Source organism: Rhizobium sp. M10 (genome assembly GCF_002531955.1).
GTDB lineage: Bacteria > Pseudomonadota > Alphaproteobacteria > Rhizobiales > Rhizobiaceae > Rhizobium > Rhizobium etli_C.
On the sequence record NZ_NWTA01000026.1, the window covers coordinates 15085 to 39250 of the forward strand.

Here is a 24166-nt window from a genome sequence, read left to right on the forward strand (position 1 = left end):
TCACGCAATAGGAAGACTGCCGCCCGCAGGCTTCGATGAGAATGGGAACGAAAACCAGGAGTAACAACAATGAAAACTTTGTGGAAGGCTCTCTGCGCCGCTGCGGTGATCGGGATGAGCATCCTGCCTGCCCGTGCTGAGGAAAAGACCATCAATCTGGGCACGATGGCATGGGAAGACCTGACGCCGATCACCGGCATCACCAAGAAGGTTCTGGAAGACGCCGGCTATACCGTGAAGGTCACCGAATTTTCCGAATGGGGCATTGCCTATGCCGCTCTTGCCAAGGGAGACATCCAGGCTCTGACCTCGCAGACCGATTACGTTGCTCAGGACTATTGGGACAAAAACAAGAACCGCCTCGAGAAGATTTCTCCGGTTTCGCACGGCCTTTATCAGGGCGTGGCCGTTCCGAAATATGTTCCGATCGATTCGCTCGAACAGCTCAATGAAAACGCCGACAAGTTCGGCGGCAAGATCATCGGCATCGAACCGGGCGCCGGCCTGATGCGCGACACCTCGAATGCGGTCAAGGAATATGGCGTCAAGCTCCAGCTCGTCGAAGGCAGCACGGCTGCGATGACGGCGGCGCTGAAGTCTGCCTACGACCGCCAGGAATGGATTGCGGTCACGATCTGGGAGCCGTCGTGGATGGTCCAGAAGTACGAGGTCAAGTACCTCAAGGATCCGAAGGGCGTCTTCCCGCCGCCGCAGAGCTACTACTGGATCGGCCATAAAGGCTTCTCGGAAGAATATCCGCATGCTCGCGAAGTCATGGCCAGCGTCTACGTGCCGATCGCCGACATCACTGCCATCAACGGCGCCGTCAAGGATGGCAAGACGATGGACCAGGCCGTGCAGGACTGGATCGGCGCCCATGCCGACCTGATCAAGCGCTGGGAAAACATCAAGAAGAACTAAGCGTCTCGTGGCCGTCCGCCCCGCGGGCGGCCACCTTGAAACCTAACGAAGAAGCCAGCGCCATTGGCTCAAAGGGGATCGCTATGAAAACCGCCAATATCGATGCCAATGATGTCCTGATCGACTGCCAATCGCTCTGGAAAGTCTTCGGCGGCAAGTCCGCTGCGGCGATGAAGTCGATCAAGGAGCGCGGCCTCGGCAAGAAAGAGGTTCTGAAGGAATTCAACTGCGTCGTCGGCGTTTCCGATGCGAGCATCCAGGTGCGGCGCGGCGAAATCTTCTGCATCATGGGACTGTCGGGAAGCGGAAAATCGACGCTCATCCGCCTTCTCAACAAGCTGATCACGCCGAGCTCCGGCAAGGTCATGGTCAAGGGACGCGACCTCGCCAGCCTGTCGCCGGTCGATCTGAGACAGATGCGCGCCAAGAATATAGGCATGGTGTTTCAAAGCGTCGCCTTGTTGCCGCACCGCACCGTCTTGGAAAATGCGGCCTTCGGCCTCGAAGTCCAGGGCATCGCCAAAACCGAACGAAACAAGATCGCCGCCGCCGCGCTCGAAAAGGTCGGCCTCGCCGACTGGCTGAGCCGATATCCCAGCGAGCTTTCCGGCGGCATGCAGCAGCGCGTCGGACTTGCGCGCGCGCTCGCTGCCGACCCCGAGATCATTCTCATGGACGAGCCGTTCAGCGCGCTCGACCCGCTGATCCGGCGCCAGCTTCAGGACGAATTCCGCCAGCTGACCAAAGCGCTTGGCAAGTCCGCCGTCTTCATCACCCATGATCTCGATGAGGCGATCCGCATCGGCGACCGCATCGCGATCATGAAGGACGGTGTCATCATCCAGACCGGCACGGCCGAGGAGATTATCCTCAACCCGGCCGATGCCTATGTCGCCGAATTCGTCGCCGGCATATCCCGCCTGCATCTGATCAAGGCGCATTCGGTCATGCGCAGCGTCGCCGAATTCCAGCAGAGTGCGCCGAATTCCGACATCTCGTCGCTGGCGCGTACGACGCCGGACGCCGATATCGACGAGCTCATCTCCTTGACGATGCAGTCGGACCGCGACGCCATCGCCGTCGTCGACAAGGATCAGGTCGTCGGCGTCGTCACGCCGCGCAGCCTGCTGATGGGCGTCAAAGGAACTTCCGCCCACGATCTGACGGCGGCGTGACCCCAACCGGAGCTGATCGACATGGATACTTCAGTCTTCACCGATCTGTTCGACGAATGGACGGACTCCGCGCTCGAATGGGTGAGCGACAACGGCGAATTCCTCTTCGACTATATCAGGCAGGTGCTCGAGAGCCTCTATGGCGGGATTCTCTGGCTCCTCGAGCTTCCGCCGTTCTACGTGGTCGCGATCATCGTGGCACTGATCGGCTGGCGGCTGGTCAATGTCTGGTTCGCGGCGCTCAGCGGCGTCGCGCTGGCGCTTTGCTTTTCGATGGGGCTCTGGCCGGAGACGATGAGCACCCTGGCGCTGGTCCTGACTGCCACCGCGATCGCCTTGGCGATCGGCATTCCGATCGGCATCGCGGCGGGCTTCTTTACCGCTCTTGATCGCTTCATGGAGCCGGGTCTCGATCTCATCCAGACGCTTCCGCCATACATCTACCTGCTGCCGGCGATCGCCCTGCTCGGCTATGGACCGGCGACGGCATTGATCGCGACCGTGATCGTCGCCGTGCCGCCGGCAGTCCGCCTGACCTCGCTTGGTATCCGCATGACACCCAAGGAGTTCATCGAACTTGGCGAGGCGCTGGGGATGACGCCGGCAAAGATGTTCTTCAAGATCCGCCTTCCCTTTGCACTGCCCAGCATCATGGCGGGCATCAACCAGAGTCTGATGATGGCCTTCGGCATGGTCGTCATCGCCGGTATCGTCGGTTCGGGCGGGCTCGGAGAAACGATCTACGGCGCGATCAGGACGCTCGATATCGCGACCTCGATCAATGCGGCGATCGCGATCGTGATATTGACCATGGTGATTGACCGAATAACGCAGAGCGCCGCTCGCTTGGGAACGGGGAGGAAGTCATGAATCTTTCGGACTTGCAGTTTTCGCCCGGCGCTTTCCTGGCCCCGGTCGTCGATTGGCTCAACACCAACTTTCATCCGCTGTTTGCAGCCATCAGCTACGTGGTCGAAACGGTGCTGTCCGCCATCGAGGCCGCACTTCTCTTCGTGCCGCCTTATGCTCTGATCGTGATCGTCGTCGTGCTGGCATTCTTTGCCGTCAGCCTGCGCGCCGCCGTCCTCGCCGGCCTCTGCCTCGGCTTCTGCCTGCTTGTCGGACTGTGGACGGCGTCGATGCAGACGCTTGCTCTGGTCACCGTCGCCGTCGTGATCTCCGTTCTCATCGCCTTTCCGATCGGCGTGCTCTGCTCGCGCTACAAGACATTGGAGGCGGCGGTTCGCCCGGTGCTCGACGTCATGCAGACCGTGCCGCCATGGGTCTACCTCATTCCCGCGGTGATGATCTTCAGCCTTGGACGCGTGCCGGCGATCATCGCCACCATCGTCTATGGCATTCCGCCGATGCTGCGCCTGACGACGCTTGCCTTCAACCAGGTGCCGAAGGTGTTCATCGAGCTTGGCAGCGCCATCGGCGCACCGCCCCGCTCGATCCTGTGGAAGATCGAGATGCCGCTTGCCAAGCAGACGCTGCTGGTCGGGCTCAACCAGTGCATCCTGCTGTCGCTCGCGATGGTCGTGCTCGCCGGGCTTGTCGGCGCAGGCGGTCTCGGCGCGGAAGTGACGCGCGGCCTCACGCGCATGGAAATGGGGCTCGGCCTCAGAGCAGGCCTGGCGATCGTCGCCGTCGCTCTGCTGCTCGACCGGTTGACCCGCGGCCTGTTCGACCGCGGCCAACCGGCGAAGGCGCAGTGAGCCGGGATATGAAAAGATGAGAAACAGCTTCTTCTGCATCGATGCCCATACCTGCGGCAACCCGGTCCGTCTCGTCGCCGGCGGCGGTCCACTGCTTCCGCATTTGCCGATGGGCGAGCGCCGGGAAATCTTTGTCCGCGACCACGACTGGGTCCGCAAGGCGCTGATGTTCGAGCCGAGGGGGCATGACATTATGTCGGGCTCGATCATCTATCCGGCCTATCGGGAAGATTGTGATTTCGCCGTTCTTTTCATCGAGGTGAGCGGCTGTCTGCCGATGTGCGGCGCCGGCACGATCGGCACCGTCACCGCCGCGATCGAAGAGGGCCTGGTCAAGCCGCGTGAAGCCGGAAGGGTCGCCATCGAAACGCCGGCCGGCAGGGTCGACGTCACCTATGAGGAGAAGGGCGGATATGTCGATTCCGTTCGTCTCCACAATGTGGCGAGCTATCTCCACCAGGCGGATGTCGAGGTCGATGTACCTGATATGGGCCGGCTGCGTGTCGATATCTCCTACGGCGGCAACTATTACGCGGTCGTCGAGCCGCAGGAGAACTGGAGCGGGCTCGACGGCATGAGCGCCTCCGACATCGTCGGATGCAGCCAAAGGCTGAGGGCAGCGCTTGCGCATGTCTGCGATCCCGTTCATCCCGATGATCCGAGGATTCGCGGCGTGCATCACGCGATCTGGTGCGACCGCCCGGTGAACGACGTCTCGGACGGGCGCTGCGCCGTCTTCTATGGAGAAAAGGCGATCGACCGGTCGCCTGGCGGCACCGGCACTTCCGCGCGCATGGCGCAGCTTTACGGAAAGGGCCGACTTGCCGTCGGTTCGACATACCGCCACGAGAGCCTGATCGGAACCATTTTCGAGGGCAGGGTCGAAGCCGAGGCGAAAATCGGACCCTATGCCGGCATTCTTCCGAGTATCGGAGGCTGGGCGCGGGTGATCGGGCACAACACTATTTTCGTCGACGATCGCGATCCGCTGGCGCACGGTTTTCAAATTCGATGAGCGTTCGAAGGGGCAGGAGATGAACATGCGATCTGAGCAGCATCGATTTGTAGACGATGGCGCAAAGCAGCCGGCCCGATTGAAGGTGGGGTTCGTTCTGTCGCGGTCCTTCACGCTGTCGGCCTTCGCCTTGTTCGTGGATACGCTCAGGCTTGCCAGCGACGAACAGGATCGTTCCGGAAGGGTGCTTGCCGACTGGCAGGTGATCGGCAGCACGCGGCATCTGATCACCTCCAGCTGCGGCGTCCAGGTGGCGCCGACCTCGGATTTCGTCGACCCGTCAAGGTTCGATTATATCGTGGTCGTCGGCGGCCTGCTGACAGTCGAAAATCCGGTCGACCAGCAGACAATCACCTTCCTGCGGCAGGCCGATGCGAAGAAAGTGCCGCTGATCGGCGTGTGCACCGGTTCGTTCATCCTGGCGGCGGCGGGTCTGATGAAACGGCACGAATCCTGCGTCAGCTGGCTGCATTACAAGGAGTTTCGGGAGCGCTTTCCGGAGCTGGCCGTCCGTTCCGACCGGCTCTTCAATCTCGATCGGCAGCGCGGATCCTGCGCCGGGGGCAGTAGCGCTGCCGACATGGCGGCATTGCTGGTGAGGAAATACATCAGCCGCGATGCCGAACGAAACGCGCTTGAAGTGCTTCAGATCGAGAAGGCCCGAACGCCATCGGATGTTCAGCCGCGGCGTCCGCTCTATGACGACTATGACGACGCCCGCGTCAAGGCGGCGATGATTACCATGGAGCAGTTCGTCGACGGCAGCATGCCGATCGAGAAGCTTGCCGCCATGGTCGGGCTCTCAAGGCGGCAGCTGGAGCGGATCTTCATCGAAAAGACGGGCATGTCGCCTGCCAAGGCCTACAACCGCGTTCGCATGGAGCGGGCAAAATCGATCCTGGCGCAGTCGAAGGCGCCGCTGATCGAGATCGCGCTGGACGTCGGCTTTGAAAACGCCTCGCAGTTCACCAGAACGTTCAAGCGCACATTCGGGCAGACGCCCTCGCAGCATCGCGCGGCGACCTTGAGAGCGCACTGAAGCGGTTCGGCACCGACGTCTCAGACCTCTTCCCAGGGGAAGCTGTCCAGCCGCTCGGCTCCCTTTGATGTGATCAGGGCCTGGGTTTCCAGTTTGATGCTTTCCGAGCCGGCTTCGGCGATCAGGCTTTCGACGTTGAGCACCATGCCCTCCTCGATGATGCCGCTGAAATCAGGATCGAAATCCGGATGCAGCAGCACGCCCGGCCATTCATCGGCCATGCCGGTGCCGTGCAGGGCAAGCGTGTAGCGATAGGGCTGGTATTTTTCCGGGATCCGCCACGACAGTTCGTTGAACTCCCGGAACGCCATGCCGGGCCTGATGATGGAAAGATTGTGCTCGATCTGATCCCTGGCCGCGGCGTAAATTTCCTTCTGCTTGCCGTTCATCGCGACATGCCCACAGGTCCATGAGCGCGAGAGGTCGGCGCAATAGCCATAGGGGCCGATCATATCGGTATCGAAGGCGATCATCTCGCCGCGTTTGATGACGTAATCAGAACATTCCTGATACCAGGGATTGGTTCTAGCACCGGCAGTCAGCAGCTTGGTCTCCAGCCATTCGCCGCCGCTGCGCGCATTTTCGAAGTGCAGTTCGGCCCAGATTTCTCGTTCGGTGCGGCCCGGCTCGGAAACCTCGTACATGCGCGCCATGCCCGCTTCGCAGACGCGGATCGTCCAGCGCATCAGCTCGATTTCCTCGGCGCTCTTGATCGACCGCGCCCGTTCGGCGAGTTCCTGGCCGTCGAGCAGCGTAAAGCCGCGTTCCGTCAGTTCGAAGGCGCCTGCCGGTTCGAGCCGATCCACCGCGATGCGCCTGTTGCCGCCATTGCCCTTGACGATGTCGGCGATCTCGTCCGCCCAGGCCTTCAGACGCGGTTCCACGAGGTTGCCTGCCGTGAAGAAGATCCAGGATTTCGAAGGCCGGATCTCATCGATGCCAGGGAGCCCGTCATTGACGTGCTCGGCGCCTTCGAATTCGAACATGATGGCCGGGCCGTCGGCCAGGATCAGCGCGTAGCGCGACGGATTATGCATCGTCCAGATGCTCATATTCGACGAGTCGAAGGCATAGCGGATGTTGACGGGATCATAGAGCAGCAGCGCGCCGCAATCCCATTCGCGCATCTTCATGCGCAGCCGTTCCAGCCGGTAGCGGCGCGCGCGGTCGAGGGTCGCGGCCGGCACCGGACTGATGAGCGGCCGGTCCGCGCCATCGGGGTTGAGGTAGGCCTGCTTCCGCTCGTCCTTGAAGACGGCCGAGCCGCTCAGCTCGACGGAATCGGTTTCGTCTCGCAGCATCGGGATGATCCCTGTTATCGGTGATTGATGCGGTGTCGCTCAGCGTTCGATGACGAGATCGCTGAGCGGCTTCGAGCAGCAGGGCAGGAAGAAGCCGGCGTCGATTTCCCTCTGGCGGATGCCGCCATTGTGGTTCATGTCGACCGCGCCTGAGGTGAGCTTCGACTTGCAGGTGCCGCAGACGCCATTGGCGCAGGAGGATGGTATCCTGACGCCCGCCTTCTTCGCGCAGGAGAGCACGCTCTGGTCGCCTGTGACCTCGATGCTGCGGGCCTGCTTGGAGAAGGTGACCTGAAAGACCCTGGCGGCCGCTTCCTGGATCGCGGGGATTTCAGGCTCGTCGATGACGGCAGCGTCGAAACTTTCTTCGAGATAATGGGGGGCGGGAACGCCGAGTTCGGCGGCAATGCCGCGGGCCGCCGCCATGAATGGGGCGGGGCCGCAGCACATCACCGTGCGATCGGCGATATCGGGAACCGCCAGTCTGAGATAATCCGCCGAAATGCGGCCGGTGAGGCCGGACCAGGAGGGTTCGCCCGCAACCGTTTCCGGCAGAAAATGCAGCCGCAGCCCTTTCAGCTTGCGGGCGATGCAGGCGAGTTCGTCGCGAAAGATCAGATCGAGCGGCGTGCGCGCCGCATGCATGAAGATGACGTCGGCAGGCTCGCAGCTGTCGGCGAGTTCACGCAGAATGGACATGACGGGGGTGATCCCCGAACCGCCGGAGAGCAGCAGAAGCTTCGGCTTTGCCGCCTCGGACCGGACGAAATGGCCGAGCGGGCCGTTCGCCTTGACCGACGCTCCCGGCACCAGCGTGTCGTGAAGCCAGTTGGAGATCTTGCCGCCCGGAACGCGCTTCACCGTTACCGAGAAGGCGTTCGTGCGATGCGGTGAAGAGGAGATGCTGTAGCAGCGGCTTTCAGCCTCTCCATTGTGCTCCAGGTCGAACAGGAAATATTGGCCGGCCTTGAAGGCGAACCGCTTCCCGTGAGGGGAGGCGAAGGTGAAGGTCTTGACGTCATGGGTCTCCTGCTGGACGTCGAGGCAGACGAGCGCATCGTCTTCCTCGGGATTCCAGACATCGTGACGGGCTGCCTTTGCGAGCGGCGCTTGCGGGTTCCTAGTATCCATGAGCGCGCATCCGGTCGATGTACCAGGTGGCGAACTTGTCGAGGTTCGTCTCGGAGAAGCGGGAATAGGGCCCCGGCTGATAAGCGGGATCGAGAGCGCCGGCATGGGAGCGGGCGACGAGGTCGGCGTCCTGATCCGTCGTTGCGACCCAGACATCCGTCAGCTTGTCGAGGTCGTAATCGACCCCTTCGACGGCGTCCTTGTGGACCAGCCACTTGGTGCGGACCAGCGTCTTGCCGGCCGAAAGCGGGATGACGGTTGCGACGACGGCATGGTCGCCCATGAAATGGTTCCAGCTGTTATGGCCCCAGAGATGGGTGTCGCCGAGATCCTTGCGGGTCATTTGCCCGAGGAGCTTGGAAGAGGCGGCGGTGGCGTTATGCGTCTGGGATTCGCCGGCGCCAGCGATGATCAGCCGCTGCGTGCGGAAATTGGTGGCGCAGTCGGCGAGCTGCTCGATGGCGGCGGATGGGAAGCCATCGGCTTCCCATGCCTGGGTGCGTTCCTCGTAGAGCCGGAAATGCTCCTCGGCCTGTTCGCGGTCTTCGGGGCTCAGCGTTTCGGGATCGAAGCCGAAGTCGAGATCGACGAAGGAGACGCAGAGCTCTGGATGGTTCGCGGAGCAATGATAGCACTCGCGATTGTTCTCCATCGTCAGCTTCCAGTTGCCGTCCTCGATGACGTCGGTCTGGTGGGCGATCTTGGCATTGCGGATGTCGTAGGGCGCGAGACGCTCGACCATCGCCTGTTCGAGGCCGGCAATGTCCTCCGGCGGATTGTCGGACAGGCAGACATAGATCAGGCCGCCGATCGATTTGAAGGTAACCGGCTTCAGACCGTGACAGTCCTTGTCGAAATCCTTGCCCATATGGGGGGCATAGCTAAGCTCGCCCGTCAGCTCATAGGTCCAGGTGTGATAGGGACAGACGAGCTTCGAAACGATCGTCTTGCCCGGGTTGAGAAGACGGGAGCCGCGATGGCGGCAGACATTGTGCAGCACGCGGATTTCGCCGTCGTCGTCGCGCAGGAGGATCAGGCTTGTCGTGCCGATGTCGACGACGGTGGCGTCGCCGGGCTCCGGAACATCGCAGTCGAGGCCGACGCAGATCCAGTGCTTGTGGAAGAAGACATCGATATCCGCTTCGAACACGTCTTCGCGGATGTAGAGGCCGGCCGGCAGCGAATGGCCGTCCGCGCGGGAGTCCAGAAGCGCCGAAATGGAAGAAGGAAGCCTGTTTAGCATGAGAACCTCTTATGTGAGAGTTTCCCTAGATTGCGCTTGCAGCACCGGGCTTTCAACGGCATAAAAAATCACGCTCACATAATATTTTCTCATGTGAAGAGGATTTCGAGATGCAGTTTCGAAGACGGCTGCCGTCGCTGACGGCGCTGGTGACGCTGGAAGCGGTGCTGCGCAGGAAAAGTTTCACGCTGGCAGCGACGGAGCTCGGCGTCACTCAGGCGGCCGTCAGCAGGCAGATTGCATCGCTAGAGGAGGAGCTCGGCCAGCCGCTGTTCCTGCGCAAGCACCGGGCGATCGAACCGACGCCGGCCTGCGTCAGCCTCGGCGCGACGCTGGCGAAGAGCTTTGCCGATATCGCGGAAAGCGTGGAAGCGATCCAGTCGCGCAGCCAGGACGTGGTGACGATCGGCGCGACCGTCGCCTTTTCTTCCTTCTGGCTGCTGCCGCGGCTTGCCGAATTCCGCCGGGCCAATCCCGGTATTCTGGTACGGGTCATATCCCAGGATAACCCGATCAGTCTGGATGACGGAGAGATCGACGTGGCGATCCGATACGGCGTGCCGCCCTTCAGCGATGGAACCGTCATTGCCTCGCGTGGCGACGTCGTCTGCCCGGTCTGCTCTCCCGACCACCTCCGGCGCCGGGGAAATGGCCCGCTCGGCTCCGCCGACGAATTCATCGAAACGGATGTGCTCGATCGTTCCTGGTATGGCTGGGCGCAATGGGTGTCGCTGACCGGCGGTAATATCGAGATCAAGCCATCGCTTCGCTTCAACCACTACACCGAAAGCATCGCGGCTGCGCGTGCGGGGCAGGGGATCGCTCTTGGCTGGCGCATGCTGATCGGCACCTTCCTGGAGGACGGAACCCTGGTGCCTGCTACGGAAACCGAGCTTGCCGCCGAAGGCCGCTACAACGTGATCGTGCCGATCAAAGCCAAGCGCAGCAATGCGCGCGATCTCGCCGCCGCTTGGCTGACGGCCTCGCTGCACGGTTGATCAGAGGCCGAGGCCTGGGGTCGCCGTTCGATGAACGCCCTTCGGAACGAAGGCGAACTGATCCGCCAGGCCGAGGAAATCGGCTGCCAGGTGAATGACCGAAAGCCACATTTCCGTTCCCTGCAGGCTCGGCTCGCCGCCGTCGGCGAATGGGAAACCCTCGCCATCCCGCCATCTGTCGAGCGCTCGGGAGATCAGGCCGCGGGCGATCGCCTCGCCATCGGTCCGGCGGTAATCGGTCTGCCGCCCGATCAGCAGGAGAGGATGGATCGTGTCGAGCAGGTTGCAGGCATTGTATTTCTCGGCAACGAAGCCTTTGTGGTTGCGATAATTCAGATGAACCGTCTCGAGCGCGGCATGCGGGTGCGGAAGCGGCATGCCGAACTGCGCGTAGGTGCCGCGCGTCAGGCGATAAAATCCATTCACCGGCTGGAGCCATCCCTCCAGCGCCGTCGGCTCGCCCCAGAGGCCGGAAACGCTGGTGGCATTGCGGCTCAGCCACTCGAAGAGCGCCTGTCGCGGCCCGCTGATGCCGAAATACCTGGCGTTGAAATACATCGCGGTTCCGATGGCATCGACGACGCTGCCGGCATGCCATGCCCGGCTCGACCAGGGCAGGGCGCTCAGCCATTGCTCCAGCTCCGGAGCATCGATCTGAACCGCCGGGATTGGTTGCCGTGGCCCGGAGCCGAGCAGTTCGAGCGCATAGCCGACTGAAAGTATGTTGTAGAGCGCCTTCGGATCGTCTCTCAACGCCCGGCCCGGCACACGCGAATGCGCTTCCGGAAAGAGACCTGTCTCCCGATCCTGAAGACCCTGGAGTCGCTCGACGGTTTGCGCCGCATCGAGTCCGGGCGGCAGCTGATCGAAGCCGGCAGCGATCTCGATGGCGTCGCAGAGATGCCGGATCGCCGGCCGCCTGATCCCGTCGGCTTCCAGCGATTCATAGCCCTCAGGTGTTTTCCAGCGCGCAAGGATGTCAGGCCATTGCTCTTTCGCCTTCTGCCCGAGCCTGACCAGTCGATCTTCGATCTCTCCGTTGCCGGATTTCCTGGTGGGCGTGCCCCGGCTCCGCAGCACCTTTGCCGGTACGCCGCCGGCAATTGCAAGCGCAGGAATATCTTGCGTGACGACCGCCCCGGCAGCAATGACGGCGCCGTTACCGATCGTGACGCCATCGAGGATCACGCAATTGGCACCGATCCAGACGTCGTCGCCGATCAAGATGCCGATGCTGACGACGCCCTGGCGATGGATGGGCCGATCGGGATCGTCGAATCCATGATTGAAGCCGACGATCGATGCATGCGAGGCAATCCGCACGCCGTTGCCGCACGTGACCCTGCCGGAAACGCAGGCATAAGGATTGATCGAGCAATCCTCGCCGAGGATCACATCGCCCCGCACGAGCGCATGCCCCGCAATCCAGGACCGCTCGCCCATCGCCAGGCTCTCGGTGAAGATCGCAGCATTTTCGGCGATATAGGAGGTTTCGGCCAATTCGGCGCCGCAGGATCGCCGGAGTTCTGCCTTGCGGGCGCAATGAGCGGGATGGTCGAGATCCTCCGCGATGCGCTCCCAGGGAAGATATTGCAGCCGGCGCGCTTCTCGCTGTTCATTCGCCGATAATGGGACGCTATTGGCTTGATCCATTTTGACCCTCGCACTCGGCTTCAGTCGCCGAATATCGGCTTAGCAGGACTGTCGGCAGCCGTCTTCCTTCACGAAAGGCTCGAGCCGAATTTGTCCCAGCCTTCCTTGATCGTCTCCATCGCGACGTTCGTCGAGGTGTTGGCAACATGGGGCAGCGTCGAGATGCGTTCGCCGAGAACGCGGCGGTAGCGGCCGATGTCGCGGGTGCGGATCTTGAGGAGATAATCGAACCGGCCAGCGATCATATGGCACTCTTCGACTTCCCGGATCTTCTTGATCGCTTCATTGAAGCTTTTCAGCGCATCCTCGCGGGTGTCGGAAAGTTTAACCTCGACGAAGGCGATGTGGTCGAGCTGCATTTTTGATGGATTGAGGACGGCCTTGAAGCCTTCGATATAGCCGTCGCTGATCAGCCGCTTGAAGCGGATCTGGCACGGCGTCTTCGACAATCCGACCCGCGCGGCGAGGTCGGTGATCGATAGCCTGCCGTCCTCGGCGAGCGCGGCGAGGATCTTTCTGTCGAATTGGTCCAATTCACTAAAGAAATCGGTTTCTGCAGCCATCTGAACTCTCACGGGTGAATTAATAAGTTCATACAGCCTGAAAATGGCGAAAATCAAGTAAGATCGCGATTTGTGCCTGTGATAGGTTATGTGCCGGCAGTGGAGGAACGCGTCCCACCGGCCGGCAGCTTGCCGGGACCGCTGTCGGCGCCGAACGCAAAATGGGGAGTGACATGCACAAGAAAGAGACGGGTGAGGATCAAAAGCCGGATCTGCTCGTTCACTATCGACCACTGGCGATAAAAGCCGTGGCGGCGGCATTCACCCTCAAGCGCGACAAGCCGGATGCGCGCCCGCTCCGCGAGACGGAATATTCCGGCCCGATTTTCACGGACGATGCCACCTGGGATGATGAGCCCGGTGTTCCATTTATCCGTTAGACGAAACATTCACTGATCAGGGATTTCCCATGTTGAACGCAGCGATCGACCCCGCATCCTCCAAAGAACCTGCCGGCGGCGCGCCGTTCGCCGCTTTTGCGCCGCCGATCCGGCCGCAATCGGAACTTCGCCAGGCGATCACGGCAGCCTATCGCCGTCCGGAAACCGAATGCCTGCCGCCGCTCGTTGCGGCCGCGCGCGTTTCCGAGGCGAAACGCTATGACATCCGCAGCACCGCTCGCACGCTGATCGAAGCCTTGCGCGCCAAGCACAAGGGCACCGGCGTCGAAGGGCTGGTGCAGGAATATTCGCTTTCCAGCCAGGAAGGCGTGGCGCTGATGTGCCTTGCCGAAGCGCTGTTGCGCATTCCCGATACCGACACCCGCGACGCGCTGATCCGCGACAAGATCGCCGAGGGCAACTGGACCTCGCATATCGGCGGCGGCAAATCGATGTTCGTCAACGCCGCCACCTGGGGTCTCGTCGTCACCGGCAAGCTGACGTCGACGGTCAACGCCCGCAGCCTGTCGGCAGCGCTGACGCGGCTGATCGCGCGGGCCGGTGAACCGGTCATCCGTCGCGGCGTCGACATGGCGATGCGCATGATGGGCGAGCAGTTCGTCACCGGCGAGACGATCGAGGAGGCGCTGAAGCGCGCCCGGCCGCTCGAAGCGCGCGGCTTCCGCTATTCCTACGACATGCTGGGCGAGGCCGCGACGACGGCCGCCGACGCCGAGCGTTATTTCAAGGATTATGAAAAGGCGATCCACGCCATCGGCAAGGCCTCGAACGGACGCGGCATCTATGACGGCCCTGGCATTTCGATCAAGCTTTCGGCGCTGCACCCCCGCTATGTCAGGGCGCAGGCCCGTCGCGTGATGGGAGAATTGCTGCCCAAGGTCAAGGCGCTCGCCGTTCTCGCCAAGACCTATGATATCGGCCTCAATATCGATGCCGAGGAGGCCGACCGGCTGGAACTTTCGCTCGATCTGCTCGAGGAGCTCTGCTTCGCGCCGGAGCTTGCCGGATGGAACGGGCTCGGCTTCGTCGTGCAGGCCTATGGCAAGCGCTGCCCCTTGGTGCTCGATTACATTATCGATCTCGCCCGCCGGTCCGGGCGCCGGATGATGGTCCGTCTGGTCAAGGGGGCCTATTGGGACGCAGAAATCAAGCGCGCCCAGCTGGATGGCCTCGACGACTATCCCGTTTATACCCGCAAGATCTACACCGACGTCGCCTATATCGCCTGCGCGCGCAAGCTGCTCGGTGCGCCGGATGCGGTTTTCCCGCAGTTCGCGACCCACAATGCGCAGACGCTGGCGACGATCTATCATCTCGCCGGTCCCGATTTCGCGGTCGGCAAATACGAGTTCCAGTGCCTGCACGGCATGGGCGAGCCGCTCTATGACGAGGTCGTCGGCAAGGAAAAGCTCGACCGGCCCTGCCGCATCTATGCGCCAGTCGGAACCCATGAGACGTTGCTCGCCTATCTGGTGCGCCGCCTCCTCGAGAACGGCGCCAACTCCTCCTTCGTGCACCGCATCTCCGATCCGAACGTTTCGGTCGAGGCGCTGATCGCCGATCCCGCCGAGACCGTTGCTGCCATGCCTGTCGTCGGCGCTCCTCATGTGCAGATCGCTGCGCCGAAGGCGCTCTACGGCCATGCCCGCGCCAATTCGGACGGGCTCGATCTCTCGAACGAGGCGACGCTGACGGATCTGGCGCAGGCGCTCGCCGCCACGGCCGCGAGCCCGTGGCATGTGCTTCCGATCCTCGCCGATGGCACCACCGACGGAGTAACGCGCGACGTTCTCAATCCTGCCGATCACCGCGACGTCGTCGGCACGGTCACCGAGTTAAAAGTCGAGGAGGCGGCCCGTATCGTTGCGATGGCGGCCGACTATGCACCGCAATGGGCGGCCGTGCCGCCGGCCGAACGGGCGGCCTGCCTGGAGCGGGCGGCCGACATCATGCAGGCCCGGATCAAAACCCTGATGGGCATCGTCATGCGCGAGGCCGGCAAATCCGCGGCCAACGCCGTCGGCGAAGTGCGTGAGGCGATCGATTTCCTGCGCTATTACGCCGAACAGGCGCGCAAGACCCTTGGGCCCTCCCACGCGCCGCTTGGGCCTATCGTCTGCATCAGCCCGTGGAATTTCCCGCTGGCGATCTTCACCGGACAGGTGGCCGCGGCGCTGGTGGCCGGCAATCCCGTGCTGGCCAAGCCCGCCGGCGTGACGCCGATCATCGCCTCGGAGAGCGTCAAGATTCTCCACGAGGCGGGCGTGCCGGTCGGCGCTCTGCAATTCGTGCCCGGCAGCGGCCGGCTCGGCGCCGGCATGGTCGGGGCTCCGGAAACCGCCGGCGTCATGTTTACCGGCTCGACCGAGGTCGCCCGCATGATCCAGGCGCAGCTGGCCGAACGGCTGTCGTCGAGCGGCAAACCGATCCCGCTGATCGCCGAAACCGGCGGTCAGAACGGCATGATCGTCGATTCCTCGGCACTGGCCGAGCAGGTCGTGGCCGACGTCATTGCCTCCGCTTTCGACAGCGCCGGCCAGCGCTGCTCGGCGCTCAGGGTCCTGTGCCTTCAGGACGATGTCGCCGACAGGACGCTTGCCATGTTGAAGGGCGCCTTCCGTGAACTGACGGTCGGCCGTACCGATCGCCTGAGCGTCGATGTCGGCCCCGTCATCAACGACGGCGCCAAGGCCGAGATCGACCAGCATATCGAGCAGATGCGCGGCTCCGGCTGCAAGGTGGAGCAGCTGGCGCTGCCCGCAAGTGCGGCGGCGGGCACTTTCGTTCCGCCGACAATCATCGAGATTAAGTCGCTGTCGGATCTGACCAAGGAGGTCTTCGGACCGGTCCTGCATGTCTACCGCTTCAAGAGAAACGGACTCGACCGCCTGATCGACGACATCAATGCCTCGGGCTACGGCCTCACATTCGGACTTCACACGCGGCTTGACGAAACCATCGTGCATGTGACGAGCCGCATCAAGGCCGGCAACCTCTACGTCAACCGCAACATCATCGGCGCCGTCGTCGGCGTCCAGCCTTTCGGCGGCCGCGGCCTGTCGGGAACGGGTCCGAAGGCAGGCGGTCCGCTCTATATCGGCCGCCTGGTGCAGCGCGCCCCGGTGCCGCCGCAGCAGGATTCGGTTCATACGGACCTTGCCCTGCGCGACTACATCGTCTGGCTCGACAAGAAGGGCCTGTCGGGCAAAGGGGAGGCGGCGCGCGGTTATGCCGGCCGCTCGGCACTTGGGCTCGAACGCGAGCTCACCGGCCCGGTCGGCGAGCGCAATCTTTACGCGCTGCATCCGCGCGGCCGCATTCTGCTCGTGCCGCAGACGGAGAGCGGGCTCTATCGCCAGATCGCCGCAGCCCTTGCAACGGGCAATCATGTCGCGGTGGATGCCGGTTCCCTCTCGAAATCGGTGCTTGCCGATCTTCCGGCGGCGGTCGCCAGCCGCATTTCCTGGACCTCGGACTGGGAAAAAGACGGGCCTTTCTCGGGCGCGCTCGTCGAGGGGGATCGCGACAGGGTCCACGCGGTCAACAAAAGGATTGCGGCTTTGCCCGGTCCGCTTCTCCTGGTTCAGGCCGCCACGAGCGAAGAGCTTGCCAGCGATCCTGAGGCCTATTGTCTGAACTGGCTGTTGGAAGAGGTCTCGACCTCGATCAATACCGCCGCTGCCGGCGGCAATGCCAGCCTGATGGCGATCGGCTGACCGAAACCGACGAGGGCGTCAAAAGTCCGCCCTCAAGGCCGCTGACAGAGCCCTCTTTCGTCATGCTCGGGCTTGTGCCGAGGATCTGGCTTCCGTCGATAGGGCAGCAGATCCTCGGCACAAGGCCGAGGATGACGTCGAGGAAAGGGCGAGGTTGCCAGAAAATCGCGGCAGAAGAGCCAGAAAAAATATGCCTTCGGTCATCTTCGCGAACAAACTCGACACTATTGACCATTCTTTTAATAGTTATGCCTATCGTGATGGCCTCGGGCGCAGCCGCCGACTGGAACGGGTCTATTCGCATATAAGCGTGCTGTTGCATGGTGGGCGCCGGAGTTAAGAGCCGAATTTCCTGGGCGGGGGCCACCATTTCATGTCGTTGATTGATCGTCTGTTGCAGCGTATGCGGATCGTGACGAAGGTCCTCTTCTTCGTGGTGCCTCTCGTCATCCTCATCGCGGGCATCGGCCTGTTCGGTTATTTCACGGCTGGTACGCTGAATGGCCAGATGACCCTGACCCGGCAGACGATCGATACGCTTTCCAGTTTCCAGCAGCTGCGATCCTCGCTCACCGCCTTTACCGATCTTCCGACACCGGCCACGCGCGATCGGCTGGTCGCCAGCATCGCCGATCAGCAGAAGGGTGCGGCGACGCTCGATGCCATGTTGATCGATCCCGCCCAGAAACAGCAGATCTCCGCCGTGCGCGAACTCGGCGGCAAGATGCAGGGCGGCGCCGACACGCTCTGGGCGGTGGCGCAGGAGCGTGCCAATACCGAACTGGCGATCGATGGGGCGGTGACGCAACTTTTCAAGGAAAGCCAGACCGCCCGCAAGCAGCTCGACGTTCTTCAGGACCAGGCCAATGGCAAGGAGGCCTTCGTCCGGGCGCTTCTTCTCGACGCCTCGGCCTACAAAAATCTCTCGGGACGCATTGCGAAATTGCGCAAGGCGACCACAGCCGCAGCCGACCCTCAGAAGCTTGCCCAGGCCATCGGCAGCCTTCTGCCACCGCTCGTCAAGGAAGTCGGCGAGGGTGAGGCGCTTGGCTCCGATAAGGCGAAAAGCCAGATCGCCCCGCTGAAGCCGGTTCTGGACAAGCTTGCCGCGATGGCCAAGGACAGCGCCAATCTGTCGCTCGACGGTTATGCTCCCGTCGACCAGGATCTGCAGCGTTTCGAGGAGCAGTTTGCAAAACTTGCTTCCGGTAATGCGGATACAGCGATCGAGCGCTTTGTCGGCATGGATGCGAGCATAGCAACGCTTCGCTCGATGGTGGCGATCGTCAATGCCGCGTTCAAATCGATCGACGATCTGCGACTGCACCTGAGCGAACTGAATAGGCGGGTCGATGCCGAGTCGCGCGATGCGGTTCTGGTGGATCTGAAGGCCTTGCGCGAAAGCGCTGCAAAGCTCGAGCCCCTGAGCGGCAAGAACGCCGCTTTGAAGGATCTTGCCAAGAAGATCGAGCCTTCCCTTGCCCTGATCGAAAAGGGGACCTCGGCACTGATATCGATCGCGGATCAATGGCAGGGCAGCAAGCAGGCAGCGACCGAGCTGGTGGCGGCCGCAAGCCACACGCTCGAACAGTTCGTCAGCACCGCGCAGGAGAGCGGCAAGGAAATCAGCCAGCGCTCGGCCACTATGTCGCTCTCGGCCATGATTGCCGGCACGGTGCTTGCCATCATCGGCGGACTGATGCTGATCGAGACGCTGCGCGGACCGCTGAAGCGGATCACCCAGACGATGACCAGACTTGCTGCCGGCGATCTCAATGTTGCGATCGGCGATGGCAAGCGCGGCGATGAAATCGGCGATATGATCCGCTCCGTGACTGTTTTCCGCGACCAGGCGCTCGAAAAGACGCGGCTCGAAGAGGTCGCTGAAACGAATAGGGCGCGGGACGAACAGGAGCAGGCCAGCCGCGCAGCCGAGCAGGCCCGCATCGAAGCCGAGCAGAGCGAGGCCCTGGACGCACTGTCCGACATGCTCGGCAAACTCGCCGACGGCAACCTTGCTGCCGTGATGAGCGAGGAACTGGCCGCCGATTATGTCGCGATGGCCAGGACCTACAACCAGGCGATCGATGCGCTCCGCCGCACACTCGCCGAGGTCCGCAACACCACCTATGAAATCGCCGAGGGCAGCACCAATCTTTCGGGCGCGGCCGACGATCTGGCGCGGCGCACGGAACAGCAGGCGGCTGCGCTGGAAGACAGTTCACGCGTGCTCGGCGAACTGACCGCCAGCGTCCGCACGACGGCCGAAAACGCGCGTCAGACATCGGTTTCCGTCGCAGAGGCGCACCGGCAGGCGGAGCATTCCGCGGCCGTCGTCGCCAAGGCCGTCGACGCCATGGATGCCATCAACCGGTCGTCGGACAAGGTCACCAGCATTATCGGCGTGATCGACGAGATCGCCTTCCAGACCAATCTTCTCGCCCTCAATGCCGGCGTCGAGGCGGCGCGGGCAGGAGAGGCGGGCAGGGGCTTTGCCGTCGTCGCTCAGGAGGTGCGCGAGCTTGCACAGCGCTGCGCCAAGGCCGCCCGCGAGATCAAGGATCTCATCTCCAACAGCGCAACGCAGGTCGGCACCGGCGTCAAGCTCGTCGAGGAGACCGGCCAAGCGCTGGCGGCGATCATGGAGCACTTCACCTCGATCAACGGGCTGGTGCAGGTCATTTCGACGGCCACCAGCACCCAGTACAAGGGGATCGACGAGGTCAATAACGCCGTTCGCGACATCGAGCATATCACCCAGCACAATGCCGCCATGGTCGAGGAAAACACCGCCGAGATTCACAGGCTGCGGCAGCAGGTGGAGCTGCTGAACGAACGCATCTCCCGCTTCCAGACCGCCGACAGCCGCAGGGCCTCGTTCGCCGCCAGCCAGCGGATCGCCCTGGCCTCCTGAGGGGATATCTTTGGCTGTCCCGCGGGCCGAGCCTTAGAAATCGGCGACCTTGCCCCAGGCCGAGGTCGCAAAGCGGTAGGGATGATAGGGCCGTGGATCGACAATCGGCTCGTCGCCGGTGACGATATCGGCAATCAGATGACCGGCGCCGGGTCCGATGCCGAAGCCGTGGCCGCTGAAGCCCGCAGCGAGGATGAAACCTGGAAGGGTGGCGGTCTCGCCGATCGCCGGCACGCCGTCCGGCGTGCTGTCGATATAACCCGCCCAGGCCGCGTTGATGCCGGTGTTCTTCAAGGCGGGCAGAAGCTCGAGCGCCCGCGCATGCGTGAGGGCAATGGTGGCCTCGTCTACCGCCGGGTCGAGGATGCGCATGCGTTCCATCGGCGTCTTGCTGTCGAGCCGCCAGCGCGCCAGCGATTCATGGCCCGAGCGAAATCCCTCCAATCCGCCGGGTGAGAGGCTTCGCCAGCGCCGGGCGAACATCGGGAGGAACTGCCGTGCGAAACGCAACTGCTGCGCGGTGGGATCAATGCGGCCGCGGCCGCTGATCGCAAGCGTGTAACCGCCGTCGCCGCGACGTGTCACGGAAACCGCGGATGTATGCAGGGCATCCGGCAAGCCGGTGGCACCCGGTGAAACCGAGAGGATCGACGAGCGGATCGAGGCTTGTGGAAATCGGATGCCGAGCTGCCGGCAGAAGGAGGAGGCCCAGGCGCCACCGGCGAGGATCGCGATTTTTGTCCGGATCGTGCCATGCTCCGTGACGACGCCCGAAAGCCTGCCGCCTTCGATCTCGACGCCGCGGGCCGCACAGGACTGATGCACCGTGCCGCCGAGCTTGACGATCGCACGCGCGACGGCCGGCGCCGCATTTGCCGGATCGGCGGTGCCGTCGGTCGGTGAAAACACCCCGCCTTTCCACACGGCGCCGGTGGCACGCCCGCGTTCGGTTGCCTCGGCGCTGCTCAGCATATGCGTCGTGACACCGACCGACCGGGCGAACTCGCCCCAGCGGGCCCAACCGGAGAGCTCCTCGTCGCTGTTGCTGAGATAGAAGAGACCGCAGCGGCGGAAGCCGGTGTCTTCGCCGGTTTCGGCCGCGAAGCGCTCCCACAAATCGAGGCTCTTCGTCGACATCGGCAATTCACGGGCGTCGCGGTTCTGCTGGCGGCACCAGCCCCAGTTGCGGCTCGATTGCTCCGCGCCGACAAGGCCTTTCTCGACGAGGGCGACCTTCAATCCGCGCCGGGCGAGATAATAGGCGGCGAAAACGCCGACGATGCCGCCGCCGATCACCACCGCATCGGCGGCGGCGGGCGGCAGTGGTGTGGTGTCGACGCGCGTGAGCGGTGCGGGCATGGCATGGTCTCCGGTTCAGGGATAGTCTAACGGATCCGAAGCCGCGCCTTTGCCGGAGATCGGCCGGCGGCAGCAGAAGATTCTGTCTTGCGGGGAGTCCGACAGCCGTTTGTGCTTCTCGATATCCCGCAATCTGATCGACACCGCCTTGGTATATGTTAAGCTCGACGCTGGAAAGCCGCAGCATAATCTGCTGCGTCGTTGGCGATCTCTAGCACACGAAGGCGCGTGATGAAACTCGACCGGATCGACATAAAAATCCTCTACGAACTGCAGAAGAATGGCCGCGTCACCAATGTAGAACTCGCCGAGCTGGTCAATCTGTCGCCGAGCCCGTGCCTGATGCGCGTGAAGAAGCTGCAATCCGAAGGCTACATCGAAGGCTATTCGGCTCAGATCAATGTCAGCAAGCTCGGGCAGACGCTGACCGTGTTCACCGAGATCACCCTGAAGAACCATCGGCAGATCGACTTTGCCCGTTTCCTTGCGGCGATCGAGAAGGTCGACCAGGTGATCGAATGCCATCTGGTCTCGGGCGGCTATGACTACCTCTTGAAATTCGTCACCGCCGGCATCGACGAATATCAGACGATCATGGAGAGGCTCACCGATATGGATGTCGGCATAGACAAATATTTCAGCTTCGTCGTCCTGAAATCGCCGATCATCAAAGCCCACATGCCGCTGACCACTTTGTTTCCGCATTAATGCATGTCGCCCCGGAAGCGTGCCGCGGTGCCGCCGTGGGCATTCCACAGAGCGTAAACTGCGCGAAGGATGAGTTGGTCCAATCACGCGGCGGAAATCTGCTCAGCAGATCTAGATTCTAAAACCGGCGGCTTGAGTCAATCTCTGCGCTTTCAAAAAGGGGATCAAGGGCAATCCTGCCACCGCCGTACACGACCAGAGTCAATGCCATGGCAGCCCAGGGAAGATGGAAGTTGGCCCAGCCGTCCGGTATGGTGAGTTGGATCACTGCCGTCATCACGAGCAGGCCAAGTGCCGCGTAGCGGGTGCCAAGACCGAGCACCAATAGGACGGGCAGGACAAGTTCGGCAATTCCGGCCGCTGCCGCCATGGTCACCGGCATAGGGTAGGGAAATTGATTGCCGAATATGTGCAGCTTGAATTCCTGTTCGAACAGATATCTGGCGCCGGTCGAGAGGGCCAGAAATCCGTCCCACTTTGTCAGCCCCGATTTGAAGAACGGGATCGCCAGGCCGACTCGCAGCGCCAGAAGCGGCAGCGACGTTGGAACAGAGGCGAGCAGGCGCTCGGCGCGACGATGAAGAGCGATAAGCGCGGCGCCGCGGCCGCGAAAGGAAGCAAGGTCGATATTCACGGAAGGTTTCCTTCAATAGGTTCAAAAGCGCTGAATGCGCCAAGGCCGAGCAGACCGACGAACGCTGATCCAAAATCGAAATCGGGGGCGGCGGCGAACGCCGCTTGCGCCGCCTCGACGATGGTCGCGCCATCTAGGAGGAGGGCCACGAATGCGGCATCGCGCGGCGGTATGATATGGACTTCGACGTGCATCGCCGGCCGCACGACCAGCACGGCCTCCGCCTGCCGGCCGGCGACCGGCGCCAGGGTTTTGCCCTGATGGGCGCTCCAGATGGCGCCGGCTGGAAAGTCCGACTGGATGAGCCGGGCCGAGGGATGCGGGACGAGCGCCGCTTCGGCAAGTCGTTCCGGTGCCATGCCCGCGAATGCGGTGACTGTGAGCGGCAGCCTATCCGCGGCATGATAGGCGCGGGTCCAGGCGGCCTCAATTCGCGCCACATCGGGCAAATAGGCGAGAGTTGCCGCGGGCGGGAACGCTGCGATGAAATCCGGAAAATCGTCGCCATAGTGCATAATCAGCGGCGAGGCGGGCTTGTGATCTGCGGCATAGGCACGGGCCATGCCGGCGAAAAAGTCGGAGCCGACGAGCCGCTTCGTTATCGGGAAGCGCTGGCCGAGTGCCGTCGTCAGCCCGACATAGACATTGTTGCTGTAGACGGCGAAGCGTGATGAATCGGCCACGCCCCTGGCGGTGGTGATGCCTAGTGGAAGTGGCCGGCCCGGATGAAGCAGCGCGTCGGCAAAGGCATCCTGGCTTTCGATGAAACTCATGGTCATGCCACCCGGATTGTGCCGCGAACCAGGGCCGCCTCGGTCAGCATGGCATCGGCGCGAACCGCTTCCGCGTGAAGAGTGGCAAATTCCGGTACGTTATTGTCCCATTCGATCAGGGTCGGCAAAGCGCCGGTCATCGCCAGCGTGTGCCGGTAAAGCTCTACGACGTCGGTTTTGACGGCACTACCGTGAGCGTCAATCAAGAGCCGGTCGCCGGCGCCGTCGACGGTTTCGTCATAGCCCGCCAAATGAATTTCACCCACCCGCTCGACCGGAAAGCGGTCGATATAGGCAACCGCATCAAGCCGATGGTTCACGGCCGAAACCATGACATTGTTGACGTCGAGTAGCAGCCCACAACCGGTGCGGTCGGCGATTTCCGTCAAGAAATCCACTTCGTCGATCGTGCTCTCAGCGAACAACACGTAGGTCGACGGATTTTCGAGCAGCATTTGCCGGCTGAGCCATTGCTGAGTCTCGTCGACATGGTCGACCACCCTTGCCAAGGTCTCGGGCGTATAGGGCAAAGGCAGGAGGTCGTTGAGGAAGCCGGTGTCGTGGGTCGACCAGGCGAGATGTTCCGAAAAGCTCTGCGGCCGGTAACGGTCGATGAGGCCGCGAAGCCGCTTCAAATGTTCCTTGTCGAGATCGCGCGCAGCACCAATGGATAGGCCTACGCCGTGGAGCGACAACGGATAGCGGTCGGCGACCGCCTCAAGGTAGCGGTGCGGCGGGCCACCGGCACCCATGTAATTTTCGGCATGGACCTCGAAAAAGCCGACATCCGGCCTGTTGGCGAGAATGGTTTCGTAATGCTCCGGCTTGAGGCCAAGGCCGGCGCGTGGCGGCAAGACGGTGGCTCGGTTTGCGGAAACGGCCATTGCTGTTCTCCCGATATCGG

The 24166-nt window shown here is 62.5% G+C and carries 20 protein-coding genes; 11 read left to right on the forward strand and 9 right to left on the reverse strand.

The window, feature by feature from the left end:
* Nucleotides 1-69: 69 nt before the first annotated feature.
* The 6 genes from CO671_RS28175 (at nt 70) to CO671_RS28200 (ending at nt 5868) form a co-directional block, all read left to right on the forward strand.
* A complete protein-coding gene (locus tag CO671_RS28175) occupies nt 70-921 on the forward strand; it encodes a glycine betaine ABC transporter substrate-binding protein (protein WP_097608712.1) in 852 nt (283 codons plus the stop codon).
* Between the two features lie 83 nt (nt 922-1004).
* On the forward strand, nt 1005-2096 hold the full coding sequence (locus tag CO671_RS28180; RefSeq protein WP_097608713.1) for a glycine betaine/L-proline ABC transporter ATP-binding protein: 1092 nt from the start codon (nt 1005-1007) through the stop codon (nt 2094-2096).
* 21 nt (nt 2097-2117) lie between these two features.
* Nucleotides 2118-2966, forward strand: coding sequence for an ABC transporter permease subunit (locus CO671_RS28185; protein WP_097608714.1), 849 nt, complete (start codon nt 2118-2120; stop codon nt 2964-2966).
* Entirely contained in the window at nt 2963-3814 is an 852-nt protein-coding gene (locus CO671_RS28190) for an ABC transporter permease subunit (RefSeq protein ID WP_010031828.1), read from the forward strand. Before CO671_RS28185 ends, CO671_RS28190 begins: the two co-directional genes overlap by 4 nt.
* A 16-nt stretch (nt 3815-3830) precedes the next feature.
* The gene (locus CO671_RS28195) at nt 3831-4829 is read left to right on the forward strand and encodes a 4-hydroxyproline epimerase (RefSeq protein ID WP_097608715.1); all 999 of its coding nucleotides are present in this window, start codon (nt 3831-3833) and stop codon (nt 4827-4829) included.
* A 25-nt stretch (nt 4830-4854) separates the two neighbouring features.
* Nucleotides 4855-5868 carry a GlxA family transcriptional regulator gene (locus CO671_RS28200; protein WP_097608716.1) on the forward strand — a complete coding sequence of 338 codons (1014 nt, stop codon included), beginning with the start codon at nt 4855-4857 and terminating at the stop codon, nt 5866-5868.
* 20 nt (nt 5869-5888) lie between these two features.
* Here the strand turns inward: CO671_RS28200 and CO671_RS28205 are convergent, their stop codons facing one another.
* Genes CO671_RS28205 through CO671_RS28215 form a run of 3 tightly spaced genes read right to left on the reverse strand, consistent with a single transcriptional unit; the run spans nt 5889 to nt 9543 of the window.
* Nucleotides 5889-7169, reverse strand: coding sequence for a Xaa-Pro peptidase family protein (locus CO671_RS28205; RefSeq protein WP_097608717.1), 1281 nt, complete (start codon nt 7167-7169; stop codon nt 5889-5891).
* A gap of 39 nt (nt 7170-7208) precedes the next feature.
* A complete protein-coding gene (locus CO671_RS28210; RefSeq protein WP_097608718.1) occupies nt 7209-8300 on the reverse strand; it encodes a hybrid-cluster NAD(P)-dependent oxidoreductase in 1092 nt (363 codons plus the stop codon).
* Nucleotides 8290-9543 carry an aromatic ring-hydroxylating dioxygenase subunit alpha gene (locus CO671_RS28215; RefSeq protein WP_097608719.1) on the reverse strand — a complete coding sequence of 418 codons (1254 nt, stop codon included), beginning with the start codon at nt 9541-9543 and terminating at the stop codon, nt 8290-8292. Before CO671_RS28215 ends, CO671_RS28210 begins: the two co-directional genes overlap by 11 nt.
* Nucleotides 9544-9653: 110 nt before the next feature.
* Between CO671_RS28215 and CO671_RS28220 the strand changes: the two genes are divergently transcribed.
* A complete protein-coding gene (locus tag CO671_RS28220) occupies nt 9654-10541 on the forward strand; it encodes a LysR substrate-binding domain-containing protein (protein WP_097608720.1) in 888 nt (295 codons plus the stop codon).
* Here CO671_RS28220 and CO671_RS28225 read toward each other — a convergent pair whose 3' ends face one another.
* On the reverse strand, nt 10542-12194 hold the full coding sequence (locus CO671_RS28225; RefSeq protein ID WP_097608721.1) for an acyltransferase: 1653 nt from the start codon (nt 12192-12194) through the stop codon (nt 10542-10544).
* Nucleotides 12195-12262: 68 nt separating this feature from the next.
* A complete protein-coding gene (locus CO671_RS28230) occupies nt 12263-12757 on the reverse strand; it encodes an Lrp/AsnC ligand binding domain-containing protein (RefSeq protein ID WP_097608722.1) in 495 nt (164 codons plus the stop codon).
* 173 nt (nt 12758-12930) lie between these two features.
* On the opposite strand from CO671_RS28230, the gene CO671_RS28235 reads away from it, so the two are divergent.
* From CO671_RS28235 to CO671_RS28245, 3 genes are all read left to right on the forward strand, one after another.
* Complete coding sequence (locus CO671_RS28235) at nt 12931-13137, forward strand: hypothetical protein (protein ID WP_097608723.1); 207 nt, start codon at nt 12931-12933, stop codon at nt 13135-13137.
* Nucleotides 13138-13166: 29 nt separating this feature from the next.
* Nucleotides 13167-16874, forward strand: a complete 3708-nt coding sequence (gene putA, locus CO671_RS28240; RefSeq protein ID WP_097608724.1) for a trifunctional transcriptional regulator/proline dehydrogenase/L-glutamate gamma-semialdehyde dehydrogenase — start codon at nt 13167-13169, stop codon at nt 16872-16874.
* Nucleotides 16875-17247: 373 nt separating this feature from the next.
* Nucleotides 17248-19788: a HAMP domain-containing methyl-accepting chemotaxis protein gene (locus tag CO671_RS28245; protein ID WP_097608725.1), complete on the forward strand. Its 2541-nt coding sequence runs from the start codon at nt 17248-17250 to the stop codon at nt 19786-19788.
* Between the two features lie 33 nt (nt 19789-19821).
* Here CO671_RS28245 and CO671_RS28250 read toward each other — a convergent pair whose 3' ends face one another.
* Complete coding sequence (locus CO671_RS28250; RefSeq protein ID WP_097608726.1) at nt 19822-21147, reverse strand: FAD-binding oxidoreductase; 1326 nt, start codon at nt 21145-21147, stop codon at nt 19822-19824.
* A 231-nt stretch (nt 21148-21378) separates the two neighbouring features.
* Between CO671_RS28250 and CO671_RS28255 the strand changes: the two genes are divergently transcribed.
* Nucleotides 21379-21855, forward strand: coding sequence for an Lrp/AsnC family transcriptional regulator (locus CO671_RS28255; protein ID WP_004679019.1), 477 nt, complete (start codon nt 21379-21381; stop codon nt 21853-21855).
* A 118-nt stretch (nt 21856-21973) separates the two neighbouring features.
* On the opposite strand, the gene CO671_RS28260 is transcribed toward CO671_RS28255, so the two are convergent.
* The 3 genes from CO671_RS28260 to CO671_RS28270 are packed head-to-tail and all read right to left on the reverse strand — an operon-like array spanning nt 21974 to nt 24146.
* Nucleotides 21974-22489, reverse strand: coding sequence for a DoxX family protein (locus tag CO671_RS28260; RefSeq protein WP_097608727.1), 516 nt, complete (start codon nt 22487-22489; stop codon nt 21974-21976).
* Nucleotides 22486-23268, reverse strand: a complete 783-nt coding sequence (locus CO671_RS28265; protein WP_097608728.1) for a DNA-binding domain-containing protein — start codon at nt 23266-23268, stop codon at nt 22486-22488. Before CO671_RS28265 ends, CO671_RS28260 begins: the two co-directional genes overlap by 4 nt.
* Nucleotides 23265-24146, reverse strand: a complete 882-nt coding sequence (locus CO671_RS28270; protein ID WP_097608729.1) for a DUF692 domain-containing protein — start codon at nt 24144-24146, stop codon at nt 23265-23267. Before CO671_RS28270 ends, CO671_RS28265 begins: the two co-directional genes overlap by 4 nt.
* Between the last annotated feature and the right edge of the window lie 20 nt (nt 24147-24166).